Below are 15,716 nucleotides of genomic sequence, written 5' to 3'. Positions count from 1 at the left end.
GTTTTCGATTAGCATTAGTGGGTGCCTAAAGCCGTAGCTGAAGAATCAGCCGTTGATGCCCACTCCGCCGTCGTGCCCCTGAACCCTGCGAAACCGGAGCGCGCGACTCCTGCGCGCCCGGATCTGTCCCGCCTGGTAGTCAAGGGCGCACGGGAACACAACCTGCGCAACGTGGACCTCGATCTTCCGCGGGACGCGATGATCGTCTTCACCGGCCTCTCGGGTTCGGGGAAGTCGTCCCTTGCCTTCGACACCATCTTCGCCGAGGGCCAGCGCCGCTACGTCGAGTCGCTCTCGGCCTACGCCCGGCAGTTCCTCGGGCAGGTGGACAAGCCCGACGTCGACTTCATCGAAGGCCTTTCCCCGGCGGTGTCCATCGACCAGAAGTCCACGAGCAAGAACCCGCGCTCCACGGTCGGCACCATCACCGAGATCTACGACTACATGCGTCTGCTGTGGGCGCGAGTGGGCCGCCCGTACTGCCCGGTCTGCGGCGAGCCCGTCATCAAGCAGACACCGCAGCAGATCGTGGACCAGCTGCTGGAACTGGAGCACGGCACCCGCTTCCAGGTCCTCGCACCCGTGGTGCGCGGCCGCAAGGGCGAGTTCGTCGACCTCTTCAAGGAACTGACGGCAAAAGGCTATTCCCGCGCCCGGGTGGACGGGGAGCTCATTCAGCTCAGCGATCCCCCCAAGCTCGGCAAGCAGTTCAAGCACACCATCGAAGTCGTAGTGGACAGGCTCGTGGTCAAGGAGGGCATCAGCCAGCGGCTGACGGATTCCATCGAGACGGCCCTGGGACTGGCCGAAGGCCGCGTGCTGGCTGAGTTCGTGGACCTCGACGCCGATGCCCCCGGCCGCCTGCGTGCGTTCTCGGAAAATCTGGCGTGCCCCAACGAGCACCCGCTGGCCATCGACGAAATCGAGCCGAGGTCGTTCTCCTTCAACAACCCGTTCGGCGCCTGCTCGGCCTGCAGCGGCATCGGAACCAAGCTCGAAGTCGATGAGGACCTCATCGTTCCGAATGCGGAGCTTTCGCTGGCCGAAGGTGCCATCGCGCCGTGGTCCCTCGGCACCGCCACCACGGAATACTGGAACCGGCTGCTGGACGGACTCGCCAAGGACGTCGGCTTCTCCATGGACACCCCATGGGAGAAGCTGACGGCCGACGTCCGCCAGACCGTCCTCCACGGCAAGGACCATAACGTGGTGGTTCAGTACCGCAACAGGTTTGGCCGGGAGCGCAAATACAGCACCGGGTTCGAAGGCGCCATCCAGTACGTGCACCGCAAGCATGGCGAGACGGATTCGGACTGGGCCCGCGACCGCTACGAGGAATACATGCGGCAGGTTCCCTGCCCTGCATGCAACGGCGCGAGGCTCAACCCGGCGTCGCTGTCTGTCCTCATCAACGGCAAATCGATCGCGGAGGTGGCAGCGCTGCCCATGCGGGATTGCGCCGAATTCCTCAGCAATCTCGTGCTGACCGGACGCGAGGCACAGATCGCCCACCAGGTCCTCAAGGAAATCCAGGCCCGGCTGACGTTCCTGTTGGACGTCGGGCTGGAATACCTGAACCTTGAACGGCCCTCCGCGACCCTTTCCGGCGGCGAGGCACAGCGGATCCGGCTTGCAACGCAGATCGGCTCCGGTCTGGTGGGCGTGCTGTATGTCTTGGACGAGCCCTCCATCGGGCTGCACCAGAGGGACAACCGCCGGCTCATCGAGACGCTCACCCGGCTCAGGGACATGGGCAACACCCTCATCGTGGTCGAGCACGATGAAGACACCATCCATGAAGCGGACTGGATCGTCGACATCGGGCCCGGGGCAGGGGAGCACGGCGGCCAGGTGGTCCACTCCGGGTCCTACGAAGCCCTGCTCGAGAACACGGCGTCCCTCACCGGTGACTACCTTTCGGGGCGGAAGAAGATCGACGTCCCCAAGAAACGGCGCAAGTACGACAAAAAGCGTGAGCTGAAAGTCATCGGCGCCCGGGAAAACAATCTCATTAATGTCGATGCCGCTTTCCCGCTGGGCTTGTTTACGGCCGTGACGGGAGTCAGCGGCTCCGGCAAGTCCACCCTGGTGAACGAGATCCTGTACAAGGTGCTCGCCAACAAGCTCAACGGCGCCAAGCAGGTGGCGGGGCGGCACAAGACCGTCCAGGGGCTGGAGCACCTGGACAAGGTGGTCCATGTGGACCAGAGCCCCATCGGGCGCACACCGCGCTCCAACCCGGCCACGTACACGGGGGTGTTCGACAACATCCGCAAGCTGTTCGCGGAAACCACCGAGGCCAAGGTCCGCGGATACTTGCCGGGACGCTTCTCCTTCAACGTCAAGGGCGGCAGGTGCGAGGCCTGTTCGGGTGACGGCACGCTGAAGATCGAGATGAACTTCCTGCCGGATGTGTATGTTCCCTGTGAGGTCTGCCACGGTGCCCGGTACAACCGTGAGACGCTCGAAGTGCACTACAAGGGCAAGACCATCGCGGACGTGCTGAACATGCCGATCGAGGAAGGGGCCGAATTCTTCGCGGCATTCTCCCCGATTGCCCGTCACCTCAACACGCTCGTGGATGTCGGACTCGGCTACGTGCGCCTCGGCCAGCCAGCCACCACGCTCTCCGGCGGCGAAGCCCAGCGTGTGAAGCTCGCTGCGGAGCTCCAGAAGCGCTCCAACGGCCGCAGCATCTACGTCCTGGACGAGCCGACCACCGGCCTGCACTTCGAGGACATCCGGAAGCTGCTGCTGGTACTTCAGGGCCTGGTGGACAAGGGCAACACCGTCATCACCATCGAGCACAACCTGGACGTCATCAAAAGTGCGGACTGGGTCGTGGACCTCGGCCCGGACGGCGGCTCGGGAGGCGGACGGATCGTGGCATCAGGAACGCCGGAGCAGCTTGCCAAGTCGACGGAGAGCCACACCGCCAGCTTCCTGGCGGAGATCCTCGGCTAGAGCAGGCAGCTGACCAGCCCATTCGGCGGACGGCGGTGAAATTCACCATGCCGTGCGGGGAAGTATTCCCTGCACGGCATGTGAGTTTGAGCAAAGGTGCTGTCATGAGAAACTAAGCCGGTGACTTCAACAACAGTGCCCGTGATCTTCGACCTGGACGGCACTCTTGTCGATCCGGCCGGCGGAATAACAGACGGAATTGCGTCGGCCCTCCGGGAATTTGGCCTTCCCGTCCCCGCCCAGGACGTCCTGGACGCCATGATCGGGCCCAAGCTGAGCGATTCACTGCTGAATATCGCGGCCGTTCCACCGGCCATGCTTGCTGCAGTCATCCGGAGCTACCGGATGCATTACCTTGACACCGGCATATCGCAGAGCCGCCTGTACCCAGGGATTGTGGAGCTCCTCGACAGCTACGTGGCCGCAGGACGGCCCGTCGCCGTAGCCACGCAGAAGCCGGAAACCCTGGCGCAGCTTGTCCTGCAGCACCACAAGATAGCAAACCGGTTCCAGTCCGTCCGGGGATCCGCGGTCAACGAAACCGCAGCGGCGGCCGGACCGGTCGGCAAGACGGGCATCATTGCTGCCGCCATGGCCGACCTCCGCACGCAGCATGCCGTGATGGTGGGGGACCGCGCCCAGGACGTGGCAGGAGCACTCGCCAATGGCCTGGACTGCGTCGGTGTCGGCTGGGGTTTTGCCCTTGACGGCGAACTGGAGGAAGCCGGGGCAGTCGCCGTGGTTCACGACACCCCCAGCCTGCGCACCACCATCGAGGAACTGGAATCAGTCCGCGCCGCCGCCCTGAGTGAGGTGCGCAACGATGGAGCTGTTTGACGGCATCCGCTGGACCACCCGCGGGCTGATTTCGGGAACGTGCCGGCCAACGGTCATCGGACTGGAAAACGTCCCCAAGGAGGGCCCGTTCATCGTGGCCCCCAACCACCTCTCGTTCCTGGACAGCGTGATTGTGCAGGCGCTGATGCCGCGGCCGGTCGCTTTCTTCGCCAAAGCGGAGTACTTCACCACCAGAGGCTTCAAGGGGCGGCTCATGAAGTCGTTCTTTGAAGCCGTCGGCTCCATTCCCGTTGAGCGCGGGGAGCAGGCCGCCAGCGTGCAGGCGCTGAAGACGCTCCTGGACATCCTGGAGGACGGGAAAGGCATCGGCATTTACCCCGAGGGCACACGGTCGCGGGACGGGATCCTCTACCGTGGCCGGACCGGCGTTGGCTGGCTTGCACTCACGACGGGCGCGCCAGTCATCCCGGTGGGCCTCATCGGAACCGAGAAGCTGCAACCCGCCGGCCGCAATGCCGTCAAACCCCAGCACTTCACGATGAAGGTCGGAGAGCCGCTCTATTTCGAGAAGACCGGCCCGGACCACTCCCTGCCGGCACGCCGCCAGGTCACTGACCGCATCATGGACGCCATTGCCGGGCTGAGCGGCCAGGAGCGCTCCACGAGCTACAACCAGAGCAAGGCCGTCGAGTAGGCAGTGCCCCCGCACCCAGGCGTCGTCCGGCGCCTCCAGGGCCGGGCAACGGGCCTGCCTGAAGCTCAGTAGACTTGAAGCGTGGCAGATCCAGCAAGTTACCGACCCCAGACGGGTGAAATTCCGACCAATCCGGGCGTATACAGGTTCAGGGATCCCCACGGCAGGGTCATCTACGTGGGCAAGGCCAAGAACCTCCGCTCCCGCCTGAACTCGTACTTCGCCAACCCCGCGGGCCTCCTGCCCAAGACCCACGCCATGGTCCATACCGCCAGCAGCGTGGAATGGACGGTGGTGGGCAGCGAGCTTGAGTCGCTGCAGCTGGAGTACACGTGGATCAAGGAATTCAAGCCGCGGTTCAATGTCGTGTTCCGGGACGACAAGACCTACCCGTACCTCGCCGTCACCATGGGGGAGAAGCTGCCCCGTGTGCAGGTCATGCGCGGCGAGCGGCGCAAGGGCACCCGCTACTTCGGCCCCTACACGGCGGGCGCCATCCGGGAAACCATGGACACCCTGCTGCGTGTCTTCCCGGTGCGCAGCTGCAGCCCGGGTGTCCTCAAACGAGCCCAGGCCAGCGGCCGGCCGTGCCTGCTCGGCTACATCGACAAATGCTCGGCCCCCTGCGTCGGCCGGGTTACGCCCGAGGAGCACCGGGCTCTGGCCGAGGACTTCTGCGCCTTCATGGGAGGCGAGGCCAAGCGCTTCATCTCCCGGCTGGAAAAAGAGATGGCAGCCGCCGTCGCCGAACTTGACTACGAACGGGCCGCCCGGCTCCGCGACGACATCGTCGCCCTCCGCAAAGTCTTTGAACGCAACGCCGTGGTGCTCGCTGAAGACACGGACGCCGACGTTTTCGCGCTGTACGAGGACGAGCTCGAAGCTGCGGTTCAGGTGTTCCATGTGCGCGGCGGCCGCGTCAGGGGCCAGCGCGGGTGGGTGGTTGAAAAGGTGGAGGATTCCACGACGCCGGACCTTGTGGAGCACCTGCTGCAGCAGGTCTACGGGGAGGACGGCGATACCCAGGGTCGGCTGCCCCGCGAGGTGCTGGTTCCGGTGGAGCCGAGCAACGCAGCTGAACTGGCGGTGTGGCTGGGCGGCCTTCGGGGCGCGAAAGTGGACATCCGGGTGCCGCAGCGCGGCGACAAGGCCGCACTGATGTCGACGGTCCGGGAGAACGCGGAGCACGCGCTCAAGCTCCACAAGACCAGGCGTGCCGGCGATCTCACCGTGCGGTCCCAGGCCCTGCAGGAACTGCAGGAAGCCCTGGAGCTGCCCGTGCCGCTGCTGCGGATCGAGTGCTACGACGTCTCCCACGTCCAGGGAACGAACGTCGTGGCCTCGATGGTGGTGGTGGAAGACGGTCTGCCTAAGAAATCCGACTACCGTAAATTCTCCATCACGGGAGCGGCGGCTACGGATGACACCGCGGCCATGCACGACGTCCTCACCCGGCGCTTCCGTCACTATCTGCTGGATAAGACGGCACAGGTGGAGGCCTCCGACCTGGGAACCGTCACGGCGAAGCCTGCCGGGTCGGCCGACGCGCCGGTAGAGGACACCACCACTCCCGCACCGCGGGCCAAATTCGCCTACCCTCCCAACCTCGTGGTGGTGGACGGAGGAAAACCGCAGGTCAACGCGGCTGCACGCGCCCTCGCGGGGCTCGGTGTGGACGACGTCTATGTTGTGGGACTGGCCAAAAGGCTTGAGGAGGTGTGGCTGCCGGACAGTGATTTCCCGGTCATTTTGCCCCGTTCGTCGCAGGGCCTGTACATGTTGCAGCGCATCCGCGACGAGGCCCACCGCTTTGCCATTTCGTTCCACCGGCAGAAGCGCGGAAAGGCCATGACCGTCTCGGTCCTTGACGGCGTGCCCGGCCTCGGCGACTCCAAGCGCAAGGCGCTGCTGGCGCACTTCGGCTCCGCCAAGAAAATCAAGGCGGCGTCCATCGACGAGCTCACCGCGGCTAAAGGCATCGGCCCGTCGCTTGCCGCGGCCATCGTCACCCACTTCAGCTCGAACGGAGCCGGGAGCGAGTCCGCCGACGCCATGCCAGCCATCAACATGACCACCGGCGAAGTCCTGGAAACTTAGCTAGCGTCCTGAATCTTAGCTAGGGTAAGTACGGGAATCCTGCCGCGCGCACTGGCGTGCGCAGGCACACAAGAAGCGCAGAGCAGGAATGGGGCTGGATTTAATGGCAGAGTCGACGGCGGGATCGGGCGCGGACGAGGACGGCCTCACACCGGTCAAGCCAGTCGAGGCAGAACTGCTGGTGGTGACCGGCATGTCCGGGGCGGGCCGCAGCACAGCGGCTGACGCCCTCGAAGACCACGGCTGGTACGTCGTCGAAAACCTGCCGCCGCAGATGCTGGGCACCCTCGCCGAGCTGGTCTCCCACGCCCCGCAGTCCATTCCCAAGCTGGCGGTCGTCATGGACGTGCGGAGCAAGGCGCTGTTCGCGGACATCCGCGCAGCCCTCGGCGCCCTGGCGGCCAGTGGAGTCACATTCCGGGTGCTGTTCCTGGATGCGAGCGACGACGTCCTGGTCCGCCGGTTCGAGCAGGGCAGGCGCCCGCACCCGCTCCAGGGCGGGGGCCGGATCCTGGACGGCATTGCCGCCGAGCGCGAACTCCTCAAGGAGCTGCGGGATTCCTCCGACCTCGTCCTCGACACGTCCGCGCTCAATGTGCACGGGCTGGCCACCGCCATCACGGAACTGTTCACGGAGACTGGCCCTGTGGCCCTGCGGCTGAACGTCATGAGCTTCGGCTTCAAGTACGGCCTGCCCGTGGATGCGAACTATGTGGCGGACGTCCGCTTCATTCCCAACCCGCACTGGGTGCCGAAGCTCCGCCCGCACACCGGCCTCGACCAGGACGTGAGCGACTACGTCCTCGAGGCCGAAGGCGTTCCGAGTTTCGTCGAACGCTACGTCCTGGCACTTGAACCCGTCCTCGACGGGTACCGCCGCGAGAACAAGCACTACGCCACCATCGCCGTGGGATGCACCGGCGGGAAACACCGCTCGGTGGCGGTCGCCGTCGAGCTTTCCAAGAAACTGGCGCAATATCCGCGCGTCACGGTGACCACCACCCACCGGGATCTGGGCCGCGAATAATGGGAGTTCTCACCGGCCCGCTGCCGCTCATTCCGCCCTCCGGCCTGGCCGGCTCCCAGCAGGCAAAGGGACCTTCGGTCGTGGCCCTCGGCGGAGGCCACGGCCTCTCGGCCTCGTTGTCGGCGCTGCGGCTGCTGACGTCCGAGCTGACCGCTATTGTCACCGTGGCGGACGACGGCGGATCCTCCGGCCGCCTCCGCGAAGAGTACGGAGTCCTGCCCCCGGGCGATCTCCGGATGGCGCTGTCCGCGCTGTGCGACGACACCGACTGGGGCCGCACCTGGCGCGACGTCATGCAGCACCGCTTCCGGTCAGGGCCGGGCGGCGGCTCGCTGGACGACCACGCCATGGGAAACCTGCTGATCGTTACGCTCTGGGAGCTGCTCGGCGATGCAGTGGCCGGGCTGAAGTGGGCCGGCGCACTGCTCGGGGCCCGCGGCCAGGTGCTGCCCATGTCCACGGTGCCGCTCACCATCGAGGGTGACGTCCGCGTTGCCTCGCCCGACGGCAGCAGCACGCTCACCACCATCAAAGGCCAGGCGCGCTGCGCCGTCGCCGGCTCGCTTGAGAGCGTCAGGCTGCTGCCCGAACATGCACCGGCGTGCGTGGAGGCTTTGACGGCAATCGAACTGGCCGACTGGGTGGTTCTCGGTCCGGGGTCGTGGTACACCTCCGTCCTGCCGCACCTGTTGCTGCCGGAGATGCGGCAGGCGCTGTGTGACACGCCGGCCAAACGCTGCCTGACCATGAACCTCGCCATGGACACCAAGGAGACCTCGGGGATGTCCGCCGCCGACCACCTGCACGTCCTGCGCACCTACGCTCCGGAGTTCAGCGCGGACGTGGTGCTCGCCGACCCCGCGTCCGTTTCGGATATGAAGGAGTTTGAGCGGGCCGCCGGGATGATCGGAGCCGAGGTTGTCTTGGGTAAAGTGGGGGCTCCGGGTCGGCGTCCTGTACACGACCCCCTGCGGCTCGCAACGGCCTACCAGGATATTTTTGGGAACAGTTAGGAAGGTGCCATGGCACTGACAGCATCAGTCAAGGAAGAACTGTCCCGCCTGGACATAAAGAAGTCTTCGGTCCGCAAGGCCGAAGTCTCGGCCATGCTCCGCTTTGCCGGCGGACTGCACATCATTTCCGGCCGGATTGTCATCGAGGCCGAAGTGGACCTGGCCTCCACGGCCCGGCGCCTGCGGGCAGCCATCGCCGAAGTCTATGGGCACCAGAGCGAAATCATCGTCGTCTCCGGCAGCGGGCTGCGACGCGGCAGCCGTTACGTGGTGCGGGTAGTCCGCGACGGCGAGGCCCTGGCCCGGCAGACCGGCCTCCTGGACACCCGGGGCCGCCCGGTGCGCGGACTGCCTTCGGTGGTGGTCAACGGCTCGGCCGCCGACGCCGAGGCGGTGTGGCGCGGTGCTTTCCTGGCCCACGGTTCCCTGACCGAGCCCGGCCGGTCTTCCTCCATGGAAGTCACCTGTCCCGGCCCGGAATCCGCATTGGCCCTGGTAGGTGCCGCGAGGCGGCTCGGCATCCAGGCGAAGGCGCGTGAAGTCAGGGGAGTGGACCGCGTGGTGATCCGCGACGGCGACACAATCGCCGCACTGCTCACCCGGATGGGCGCCCACGACGCGCTGATGGTCTGGGAGGAACGGCGCATGCGGAAGGAAGTGCGGGCCACCGCCAACCGGCTCGCCAACTTCGACGACGCCAATCTCCGGCGTTCGGCCCAGGCGGCGGTAGCCGCAGGAGCACGCGTCGACCGAGCCCTGGAGATCCTCGGCGACGACGTTCCCGAACACCTCAAATACGCAGGGGAGCTCAGGGTTGCCCACAAACAGGCCAGCCTCGATGAACTTGGACGGCTCGCCGATCCGCCCATGACCAAGGACGCCATCGCCGGACGCATCCGGCGTCTGCTGGCCATGGCCGACAAACGTGCCTCTGATCTCGGCATTCCCGGGACGGATGCCAATGTGACGCCGGAAATGCTGGACGAGTAGCGGCGCCCCTAGAATCAAGACCAGATGGTGGAGATACCCTGGCTGGCCGGGAGCTTCGGCTCAGGAACCGGTGAGGGTGCCAGGATCCAGCCATTGGAAATTTCCGGGTGACCAGTCATCCGGATGCACAATCCGAGAGTTACCAAACCGGACAAGCTGTCCACTACATTGGAGGATTTTGTGACCGAGTACGTTCTGCCCGAACTCAAGTACGACTACGCAGCGCTGGAGCCCCACATCTCCGCGAAGATCATGGAGCTGCACCACAGCAAGCACCATGCAGCCTACGTAACGGGCGCCAACAACGCGCTGGCCCAGCTCGCCGAGGCCCGCGACAAGGGCGACTTCGCCAACATCAACCGTCTTTCCAAGGACCTGGCCTTCCACACCGGCGGCCACATCAACCACTCCGTGTTCTGGAACAACCTCTCGCCGGACGGCGGCGACAAGCCGGAGGGCGAGCTGGCTGCAGCCATCGACGACGCCTTCGGCTCCTTCGACGCTTTCCGCGCCCAGTTCTCCGCAGCCGCCCTCGGCCTGCAGGGATCCGGCTGGGGCTTCCTGGCGTACGAGCCCATCGGCGGCAACCTCGTCATCGAGCAGCTCTACGACCAGCAGGGCAATGTGGCACTTGGCACCACGCCGCTGCTCATGCTGGACATGTGGGAGCACGCCTTCTACCTCGACTACGTCAACGTCAAGGCGGACTACGTCAAGGCATTCTGGAACATCGTGAACTGGGCAGATGTCGCGCAGCGCTTCGCCGCCGCCCGCGCCAATGCCACCGGTCTGATCACGCTCTAGGGCTGTGATGTGCGCAACGCACACTGGTAACAAACTTCACATTCGGCGTCTTTAGGGCCGAATTGTGGACGGTCTGCCCCCGCACTTGCGGGGGCAGACCTTCTTAAACGTAAGATGGATCACGGAAGGCGGTTAGCCTTCAGCAATGTGGCTGGTCGCCCTCCGATCTGGTAATCATCTCTGCCCAATGGCGTGCGGGATCTGTTAGTTGGCTAGAACGCCCGCTCAACTAGTTGTGCTTCAACAAGCACCAAGGAGACTGAAAAAAGTGACCACCCGTATTGGTATTAACGGCTTTGGCCGCATCGGCCGCAACTACTTCCGCGCAGCACTTGCACAGGGTGCGGACCTCGAAATCGTTGCTGTCAACGACCTCACCAGCCCCGAGGCACTTGCCCACCTGCTGAAGTACGACTCCGTCGGCGGCCGCCTGACCGAAACCGTTGAGGTCAAAGAGGGCAACCTGGTCGTCAACGGCAACGCCATCAAGGTCCTTGCCGAGCGGGATCCGGCCAACCTTCCCTGGGCTGACCTGAACGTTGACATCGTCATCGAGTCCACCGGCTTCTTCACCAAGGCCGCCGCAGCGCAGAAGCACATCGACGCCGGCGCCAAGAAGGTCCTGATCTCCGCCCCGGCCTCAGACGAGGACATCACCATCGTGATGGGCGTGAACCACGAGCTGTACGACCCCGCAGCCCACAACATCATCTCCAACGCGTCGTGCACCACCAACTGCCTGGGCCCGCTGGCCAAGGTCATCAACGACGAGTTCGGCATCGAACGCGGTCTCATGACCACGATTCACGCCTACACGGCCGACCAGAACCTGCAGGACGGCCCGCACAACGACCTCCGCCGCGCCCGCGCCGCAGCGATCAACATGGTCCCCACCTCCACCGGTGCGGCCAAGGCCATCGGCCTGGTCCTTCCGGAGCTCAAGGGCAAGCTGGACGGCTACGCCATCCGCGTACCGGTCCCCACCGGCTCCGCAACCGACCTTACCGTCACGGTTTCCCGGGAGACCACGGTTGAGGAAGTCAACGCAGCACTGAAGAAGGCGTCTGAGTCCGAGGCACTCCAGGGCTTCCTGACCTACACGGATGAGCCGATCGTCTCCTCCGACATCGTTGGCGACCCTGCTTCCTCCATCTTCGACTCCGGACTGACCAAGGTCATTGGCAACCAGGTCAAGGTTGTTTCCTGGTATGACAACGAATGGGGCTACTCAAACCGTCTGGTGGACCTCACGGAGCTCGTCGCATCCAAGCTGGGCTAGGGTTAGCTACATGACATTTCACACCCTCAACGAACTGATCGCTGAAGGTGTCCGCGGGCGGTACATTCTTGTCAGAAGTGACCTGAATGTGCCGCTCGACGGCTCTACAGTGACTGACGACGGCCGTATCAAGGCCTCACTGCCAGTGCTGGGAAAGCTCACGGACGCCGGTGCCCGCGTGCTGGTAACAGCCCACCTGGGCCGCCCCAAGGGCGCCCCGGAAGACAAGTACTCGCTCAAGCCCGCTGTCGCGCGGCTGGCCGAGCTCGCGTCATTCCCCGTCTCGCTGGCGGAAGACACGGTCGGACCAGCAGCGAAGGAGCTCGCCTCCTCCCTGCAGGACGGGCAGGTTCTCGTTCTCGAGAACGTCCGCTTCGACGCCCGCGAAACAACCAAGGACGACGCCGAGCGCGGCGCCTTTGCGGACGAGCTGGTGGCCCTGACCGGAGAAAACGGCGCCTATGTGGATGACGCTTTCGGTGCCGTGCACCGCAAACACGCCAGCGTTTACGACGTCGCCACCCGGCTTCCGTCGTACCAGGGCGACCTCGTCCACACCGAGGTAGAGGTGCTGCGCAAGCTCACGGCAGACACCCAGCGTCCCTACGTCGTGGTGCTTGGCGGCTCCAAGGTTTCTGACAAGCTCGCTGTCATCGACAACCTCATCGGCAAGGCGGACACGATCCTCGTTGGCGGCGGCATGCTGTTCACATTCCTTGCGGCCGAAGGCCACAAGGTCGCCGGCAGCCTGCTGGAAGAGGACCAGATCCCGGTCGTCCAGGACTACCTCAAGCGTGCAGCCGACGCCGGCACGGAATTCGTGGTGCCCACCGACGTAGTGGTGGCAGCAAAGTTCGCCGCCGACGCGGACCACGAGACCGTCAGTGCGGAGGCCATCGAAAGCAGCAGCTTTGGTGCGCAGGGCATCGGCCTGGACATCGGCCCGGACTCCGCAAAGGCCTTCGCCGAGCGGATCAAGGCTGGCAGGACCGTCTTCTGGAACGGGCCCATGGGTGTCTTCGAATTCGAGGCGTTCTCGGCCGGCACCAAGGCCGTGGCACAGGCTCTGACCGAGACGGATGCCTTCACAGTGGTGGGCGGCGGCGACTCAGCCGCGGCAGTCCGGACCCTCGGCTTCGCCGATGACCAGTTCGGCCACATTTCCACCGGCGGCGGCGCCAGCCTGGAATACCTTGAAGGCAAGGAACTCCCCGGGCTGAGCGTCCTGGACCGCTAAAGCACTCCCAGCCGGCAGGGCGCCAGTATGCGTGCGCCCTGCCGGCTGTTTCACCTGACACGCACTTTTGACCTGCACTTTTGGAGAACACGTGACAACGTCAACAAACGGCACCTTCGACCGCAAGCCTCTGATTGCGGGCAACTGGAAGATGAACATGGACCATGTCCAGGGCATCACGCTCCTGCAGAAGCTTGCGTGGACCCTGTCCGACGCAAAGCATGATTACAGCCGCGTGGAAGTTGCCGTCTTCCCGCCGTTCACGGACCTTCGCGGCGTGCAGACGCTCGTCCAGGGCGACGAACTCGACGTAGCCTACGGCGGCCAGGACCTGTCCCAGTTCGACTCCGGCGCCTACACCGGGGACATCTCCGGGCAGTTCCTGAACAAGCTCGGCTGCACGTACGTCCTGGTCGGCCACAGCGAACGCCGCACCATCCACAACGAGTCTGACGACGTTCTCAACGCCAAGGTCAAGGCCGCCTACCGCCACGGCGTCACGCCGATGCTGTGCGTCGGCGAAGGTCTGGAAATCCGCCAGGCAGGCACGCACGTCCAGCACACCCTGGATCAGCTCCGCGCCGACGTCGAAGGGCTCAGCGCAGAGGAGGCCGCGGAACTCGTGGTCGCATACGAGCCCGTCTGGGCCATCGGGACCGGTGAAGTTGCCGGGCCCGAAGACGCCCAGGAAATGTGTGCCGCCATCCGGGCCGAACTGACTGAACTGTTCAGCGCGGACATCGCGGCCAAGGTGCGGCTTCTCTACGGCGGCTCTGTGAAAGCCAACAATGTGGCGGCGATCCTGAATGAGCGCGACGTCGACGGCGTGTTGGTGGGCGGCGCCAGCCTTGATCCTGCCGAGTTTGCTAATATTGTCAGGTTCGAGAGTCACCTGGTGACGGACTAGTCCGGACGCAGGCCAGATTCCCGCATTTCCTATCTTCTGAAAGGCCGTCGTGGACGTTCTTCATGTCATTCTGCAGATCCTCCTGGGCATCACCAGCCTCCTGCTGACCTTGCTCATCCTGCTCCATAAGGGACGTGGCGGCGGTCTGTCGGACATGTTCGGCGGCGGAATGAGTTCCGGCCTGAGCTCCTCCGGCGTTGCCGAGAAGAACCTGAACAGGTTCACCATCATCCTCGGGATCACCTGGGGCGTGGTCATCATCTCGCTCGGTCTGCTGATGCGGTTTACCGGCGTCGCTGACTCCTAGCGGGCCCTGCCTGGCCGGCCCCGCAGGCCCGGCGCCGCGCATGACCCTGCCGCCATCGGGAACTCCGCACTAAACTGTGGCTGTTGACCTTAACAGCAATGGTGCTAGTAGCGAGGAGTTCCCGGTGGCGCATTCATCTTCCGGTTTCCGGGGTACCCGTGTAGGTGTCACGGAAGGGACCGGGCTGAGGAATCAGGGCGAAGACCCGCTCGGTGAGCGGTTGCCGCGTATTTGTGTCTCCTACTGGTGCGTCCAGGGGCACGAGACGCGGCCTGTTTTCGTTAAGCTGCCCGAAGAGCAGATTCCCGAAGTGTGGGATTGCCGCAGATGCGGGAAAGCCGCCTCCCGGCACCCCGGGGCAGCCTTGGGGGAGGAAGCAAACGAGGATGGCTACAAGAGCCACCTGGATTACGTTAAAGAAAGACGCTCCAGCCAGGACGCGGAAGATGTCCTGGCCGGAGCGCTTCAACGGCTACGAGCCCGCGGGGGCCTTGCGGACTAGCTGCTCAGGCACGCGTGACGCCGCGTTTTCGTCGATCAGCCACAGGGTGCGGGAGCGCCCGGCCGGTCCGGCCGCGGGAACCTGCACAGGGTTGGCGCCTGCAAGAGCCAAACCGACCGCTCCCGCCTTGTCCTCGCCCGCAACAACCATCCACACCTCTGCCGCCGTGTTGATCGCGGGAAGCGTCAGCGAAATCCGCTCCGGCGGCGGCTTGGGTGAGTTGCGCACCCCGACCACCGTGAGCTGCTTCTCGCGGACGCCGCCCTGTTCCGGAAACAGCGACGCCACATGGGCGTCCGGCCCCACACCAAGCAGGACAACGTCGAAGCGCGGCAGGTTCCCAGGGTTCTCGGGCCTGTCGTCAGACATGTCAGCGGCGTGTTCGGACGCCGCAGCGTCGGCGAGCCGGCGGGCATAATCCTCGGCGGCCAGCTCCGGGCCTTCGAAATCGTCCGAAGAGCCCGGCTCGTGGACGCGTGCAGGGTCCACCGCGATGTGCTTCAGCAGTGCCTCATGGGCCTGGAGCGTGTTGCGGTCGGGATCCTTGGCGCCGACAAAGCGTTCGTCACCCCACCAGAAGTTCACCTTGGACCAGTCCACCGCGGGCGCCGCCGGTGAGTCCGCCACCGCCTTGAGAGTACCGATGCCCACCGTGCCCCCGGTCAGCACCACCGTTGCCTCACCGAACCTGTCCTGGACATCGACGAGCTTGGTGATCAGGCGAGCCGCGATGGCGGCCATGAGGACGGAAGAGTCTGGATGGATGCTTACTCTCGGGTCAGCGCTCACTGGGACGGACACTCCTTAGATTGGTACGTGGCAGTCCAATAGTAATCACTTCGCCGAACACTTCGTCGGGATCCAGACGCCGCAGTTCCTCGGCCAGGCAGTCCCGCAGGCTTCGCCGCGGCAGGGAAATCCGCTGGGCAGGCTGGCCCGGTTGGGTCAGTTCGGCCACTGACAGTCCGGGCCGGAACAGCTGGACGTCGCCGCTTGCCCGGCTCAGGCGGACGCGCCGGATACCGGTGCCCGCGGGGTCGGCGACGATCGTCACCGGGGCGTCCAGGGAGAGGGTGAGCCAGGCCGCCAGCGCCAGC

General features: G+C 65.0%; 15 protein-coding genes. 13 read left to right on the top strand and 2 right to left on the bottom strand.

Going from position 1 to position 15,716, the window contains the following annotated elements:
* Positions 1–21 precede the first annotated feature (21 nt).
* From uvrA to AC1D14_RS20325, 13 genes are all read left to right on the top strand, one after another.
* Positions 22–2,964, top strand: a complete 2,943-nt coding sequence (gene uvrA, locus AC1D14_RS20385) for an excinuclease ABC subunit UvrA (protein ID WP_230117209.1) — start codon at positions 22–24, stop codon at positions 2,962–2,964.
* Between the two features lie 120 nt (positions 2,965–3,084).
* Positions 3,085–3,801: an HAD hydrolase-like protein gene (locus AC1D14_RS20380; RefSeq protein WP_230117208.1), complete on the top strand. Its 717-nt coding sequence runs from the start codon at positions 3,085–3,087 to the stop codon at positions 3,799–3,801.
* A complete protein-coding gene (locus tag AC1D14_RS20375) occupies positions 3,788–4,456 on the top strand; it encodes a lysophospholipid acyltransferase family protein (RefSeq protein ID WP_230117207.1) in 669 nt (222 codons plus the stop codon). Before AC1D14_RS20380 ends, AC1D14_RS20375 begins: the two co-directional genes overlap by 14 nt.
* Before the next feature lie 81 nt (positions 4,457–4,537).
* Positions 4,538–6,553: an excinuclease ABC subunit UvrC gene (uvrC, locus tag AC1D14_RS20370; protein ID WP_230117206.1), complete on the top strand. Its 2,016-nt coding sequence runs from the start codon at positions 4,538–4,540 to the stop codon at positions 6,551–6,553.
* A 103-nt stretch (positions 6,554–6,656) separates the two neighbouring features.
* A complete protein-coding gene (gene rapZ, locus AC1D14_RS20365) occupies positions 6,657–7,580 on the top strand; it encodes an RNase adapter RapZ (protein ID WP_230117314.1) in 924 nt (307 codons plus the stop codon).
* Positions 7,580–8,593 (top strand): gluconeogenesis factor YvcK family protein, encoded by a 1,014-nt coding sequence (locus tag AC1D14_RS20360; RefSeq protein WP_230117205.1) that lies wholly within the window; start codon positions 7,580–7,582, stop codon positions 8,591–8,593. The genes rapZ and AC1D14_RS20360 overlap by 1 nt, the downstream gene beginning before the upstream one ends.
* 9 nt (positions 8,594–8,602) lie before the next feature.
* On the top strand, positions 8,603–9,583 hold the full coding sequence (gene whiA / locus AC1D14_RS20355) for a DNA-binding protein WhiA (protein WP_230117204.1): 981 nt from the start codon (positions 8,603–8,605) through the stop codon (positions 9,581–9,583).
* 180 nt (positions 9,584–9,763) lie between these two features.
* The gene (locus AC1D14_RS20350; RefSeq protein WP_230117203.1) at positions 9,764–10,387 is read left to right on the top strand and encodes a superoxide dismutase; all 624 of its coding nucleotides are present in this window, start codon (positions 9,764–9,766) and stop codon (positions 10,385–10,387) included.
* 268 nt (positions 10,388–10,655) lie between these two features.
* Positions 10,656–11,666, top strand: coding sequence for a type I glyceraldehyde-3-phosphate dehydrogenase (gap, locus tag AC1D14_RS20345; protein ID WP_230117202.1), 1,011 nt, complete (start codon positions 10,656–10,658; stop codon positions 11,664–11,666).
* 10 nt (positions 11,667–11,676) lie between these two features.
* Positions 11,677–12,903, top strand: a complete 1,227-nt coding sequence (locus AC1D14_RS20340; protein WP_476881829.1) for a phosphoglycerate kinase — start codon at positions 11,677–11,679, stop codon at positions 12,901–12,903.
* A gap of 91 nt (positions 12,904–12,994) precedes the next feature.
* On the top strand, positions 12,995–13,810 hold the full coding sequence (gene tpiA / locus AC1D14_RS20335; protein WP_230117200.1) for a triose-phosphate isomerase: 816 nt from the start codon (positions 12,995–12,997) through the stop codon (positions 13,808–13,810).
* A 49-nt stretch (positions 13,811–13,859) separates the two neighbouring features.
* Positions 13,860–14,117 carry a preprotein translocase subunit SecG gene (gene secG, locus AC1D14_RS20330; RefSeq protein ID WP_230117199.1) on the top strand — a complete coding sequence of 86 codons (258 nt, stop codon included), beginning with the start codon at positions 13,860–13,862 and terminating at the stop codon, positions 14,115–14,117.
* A gap of 76 nt (positions 14,118–14,193) precedes the next feature.
* Entirely contained in the window at positions 14,194–14,619 is a 426-nt protein-coding gene (locus AC1D14_RS20325; protein ID WP_354962124.1) for an RNA polymerase-binding protein RbpA, read from the top strand.
* Here the strand turns inward: AC1D14_RS20325 and pgl are convergent.
* Together pgl and AC1D14_RS20315 are read right to left on the bottom strand one after the other, a co-directional pair.
* On the bottom strand, positions 14,590–15,408 hold the full coding sequence (gene pgl, locus AC1D14_RS20320) for a 6-phosphogluconolactonase (RefSeq protein ID WP_230117197.1): 819 nt from the start codon (positions 15,406–15,408) through the stop codon (positions 14,590–14,592). The genes AC1D14_RS20325 and pgl overlap by 30 nt on opposite strands.
* Positions 15,398–15,716 (bottom strand): OpcA/G6PD domain-containing protein (locus tag AC1D14_RS20315; protein ID WP_476969097.1); only part of this gene is annotated, 319 nt, incomplete at its 5' end. The genes pgl and AC1D14_RS20315, both read right to left, overlap by 11 nt.

It is taken from the genome of Arthrobacter sp. P1_B11 (genome assembly GCF_056406715.1).
This window is presented reverse-complemented; position numbering and strand designations above follow the sequence as displayed.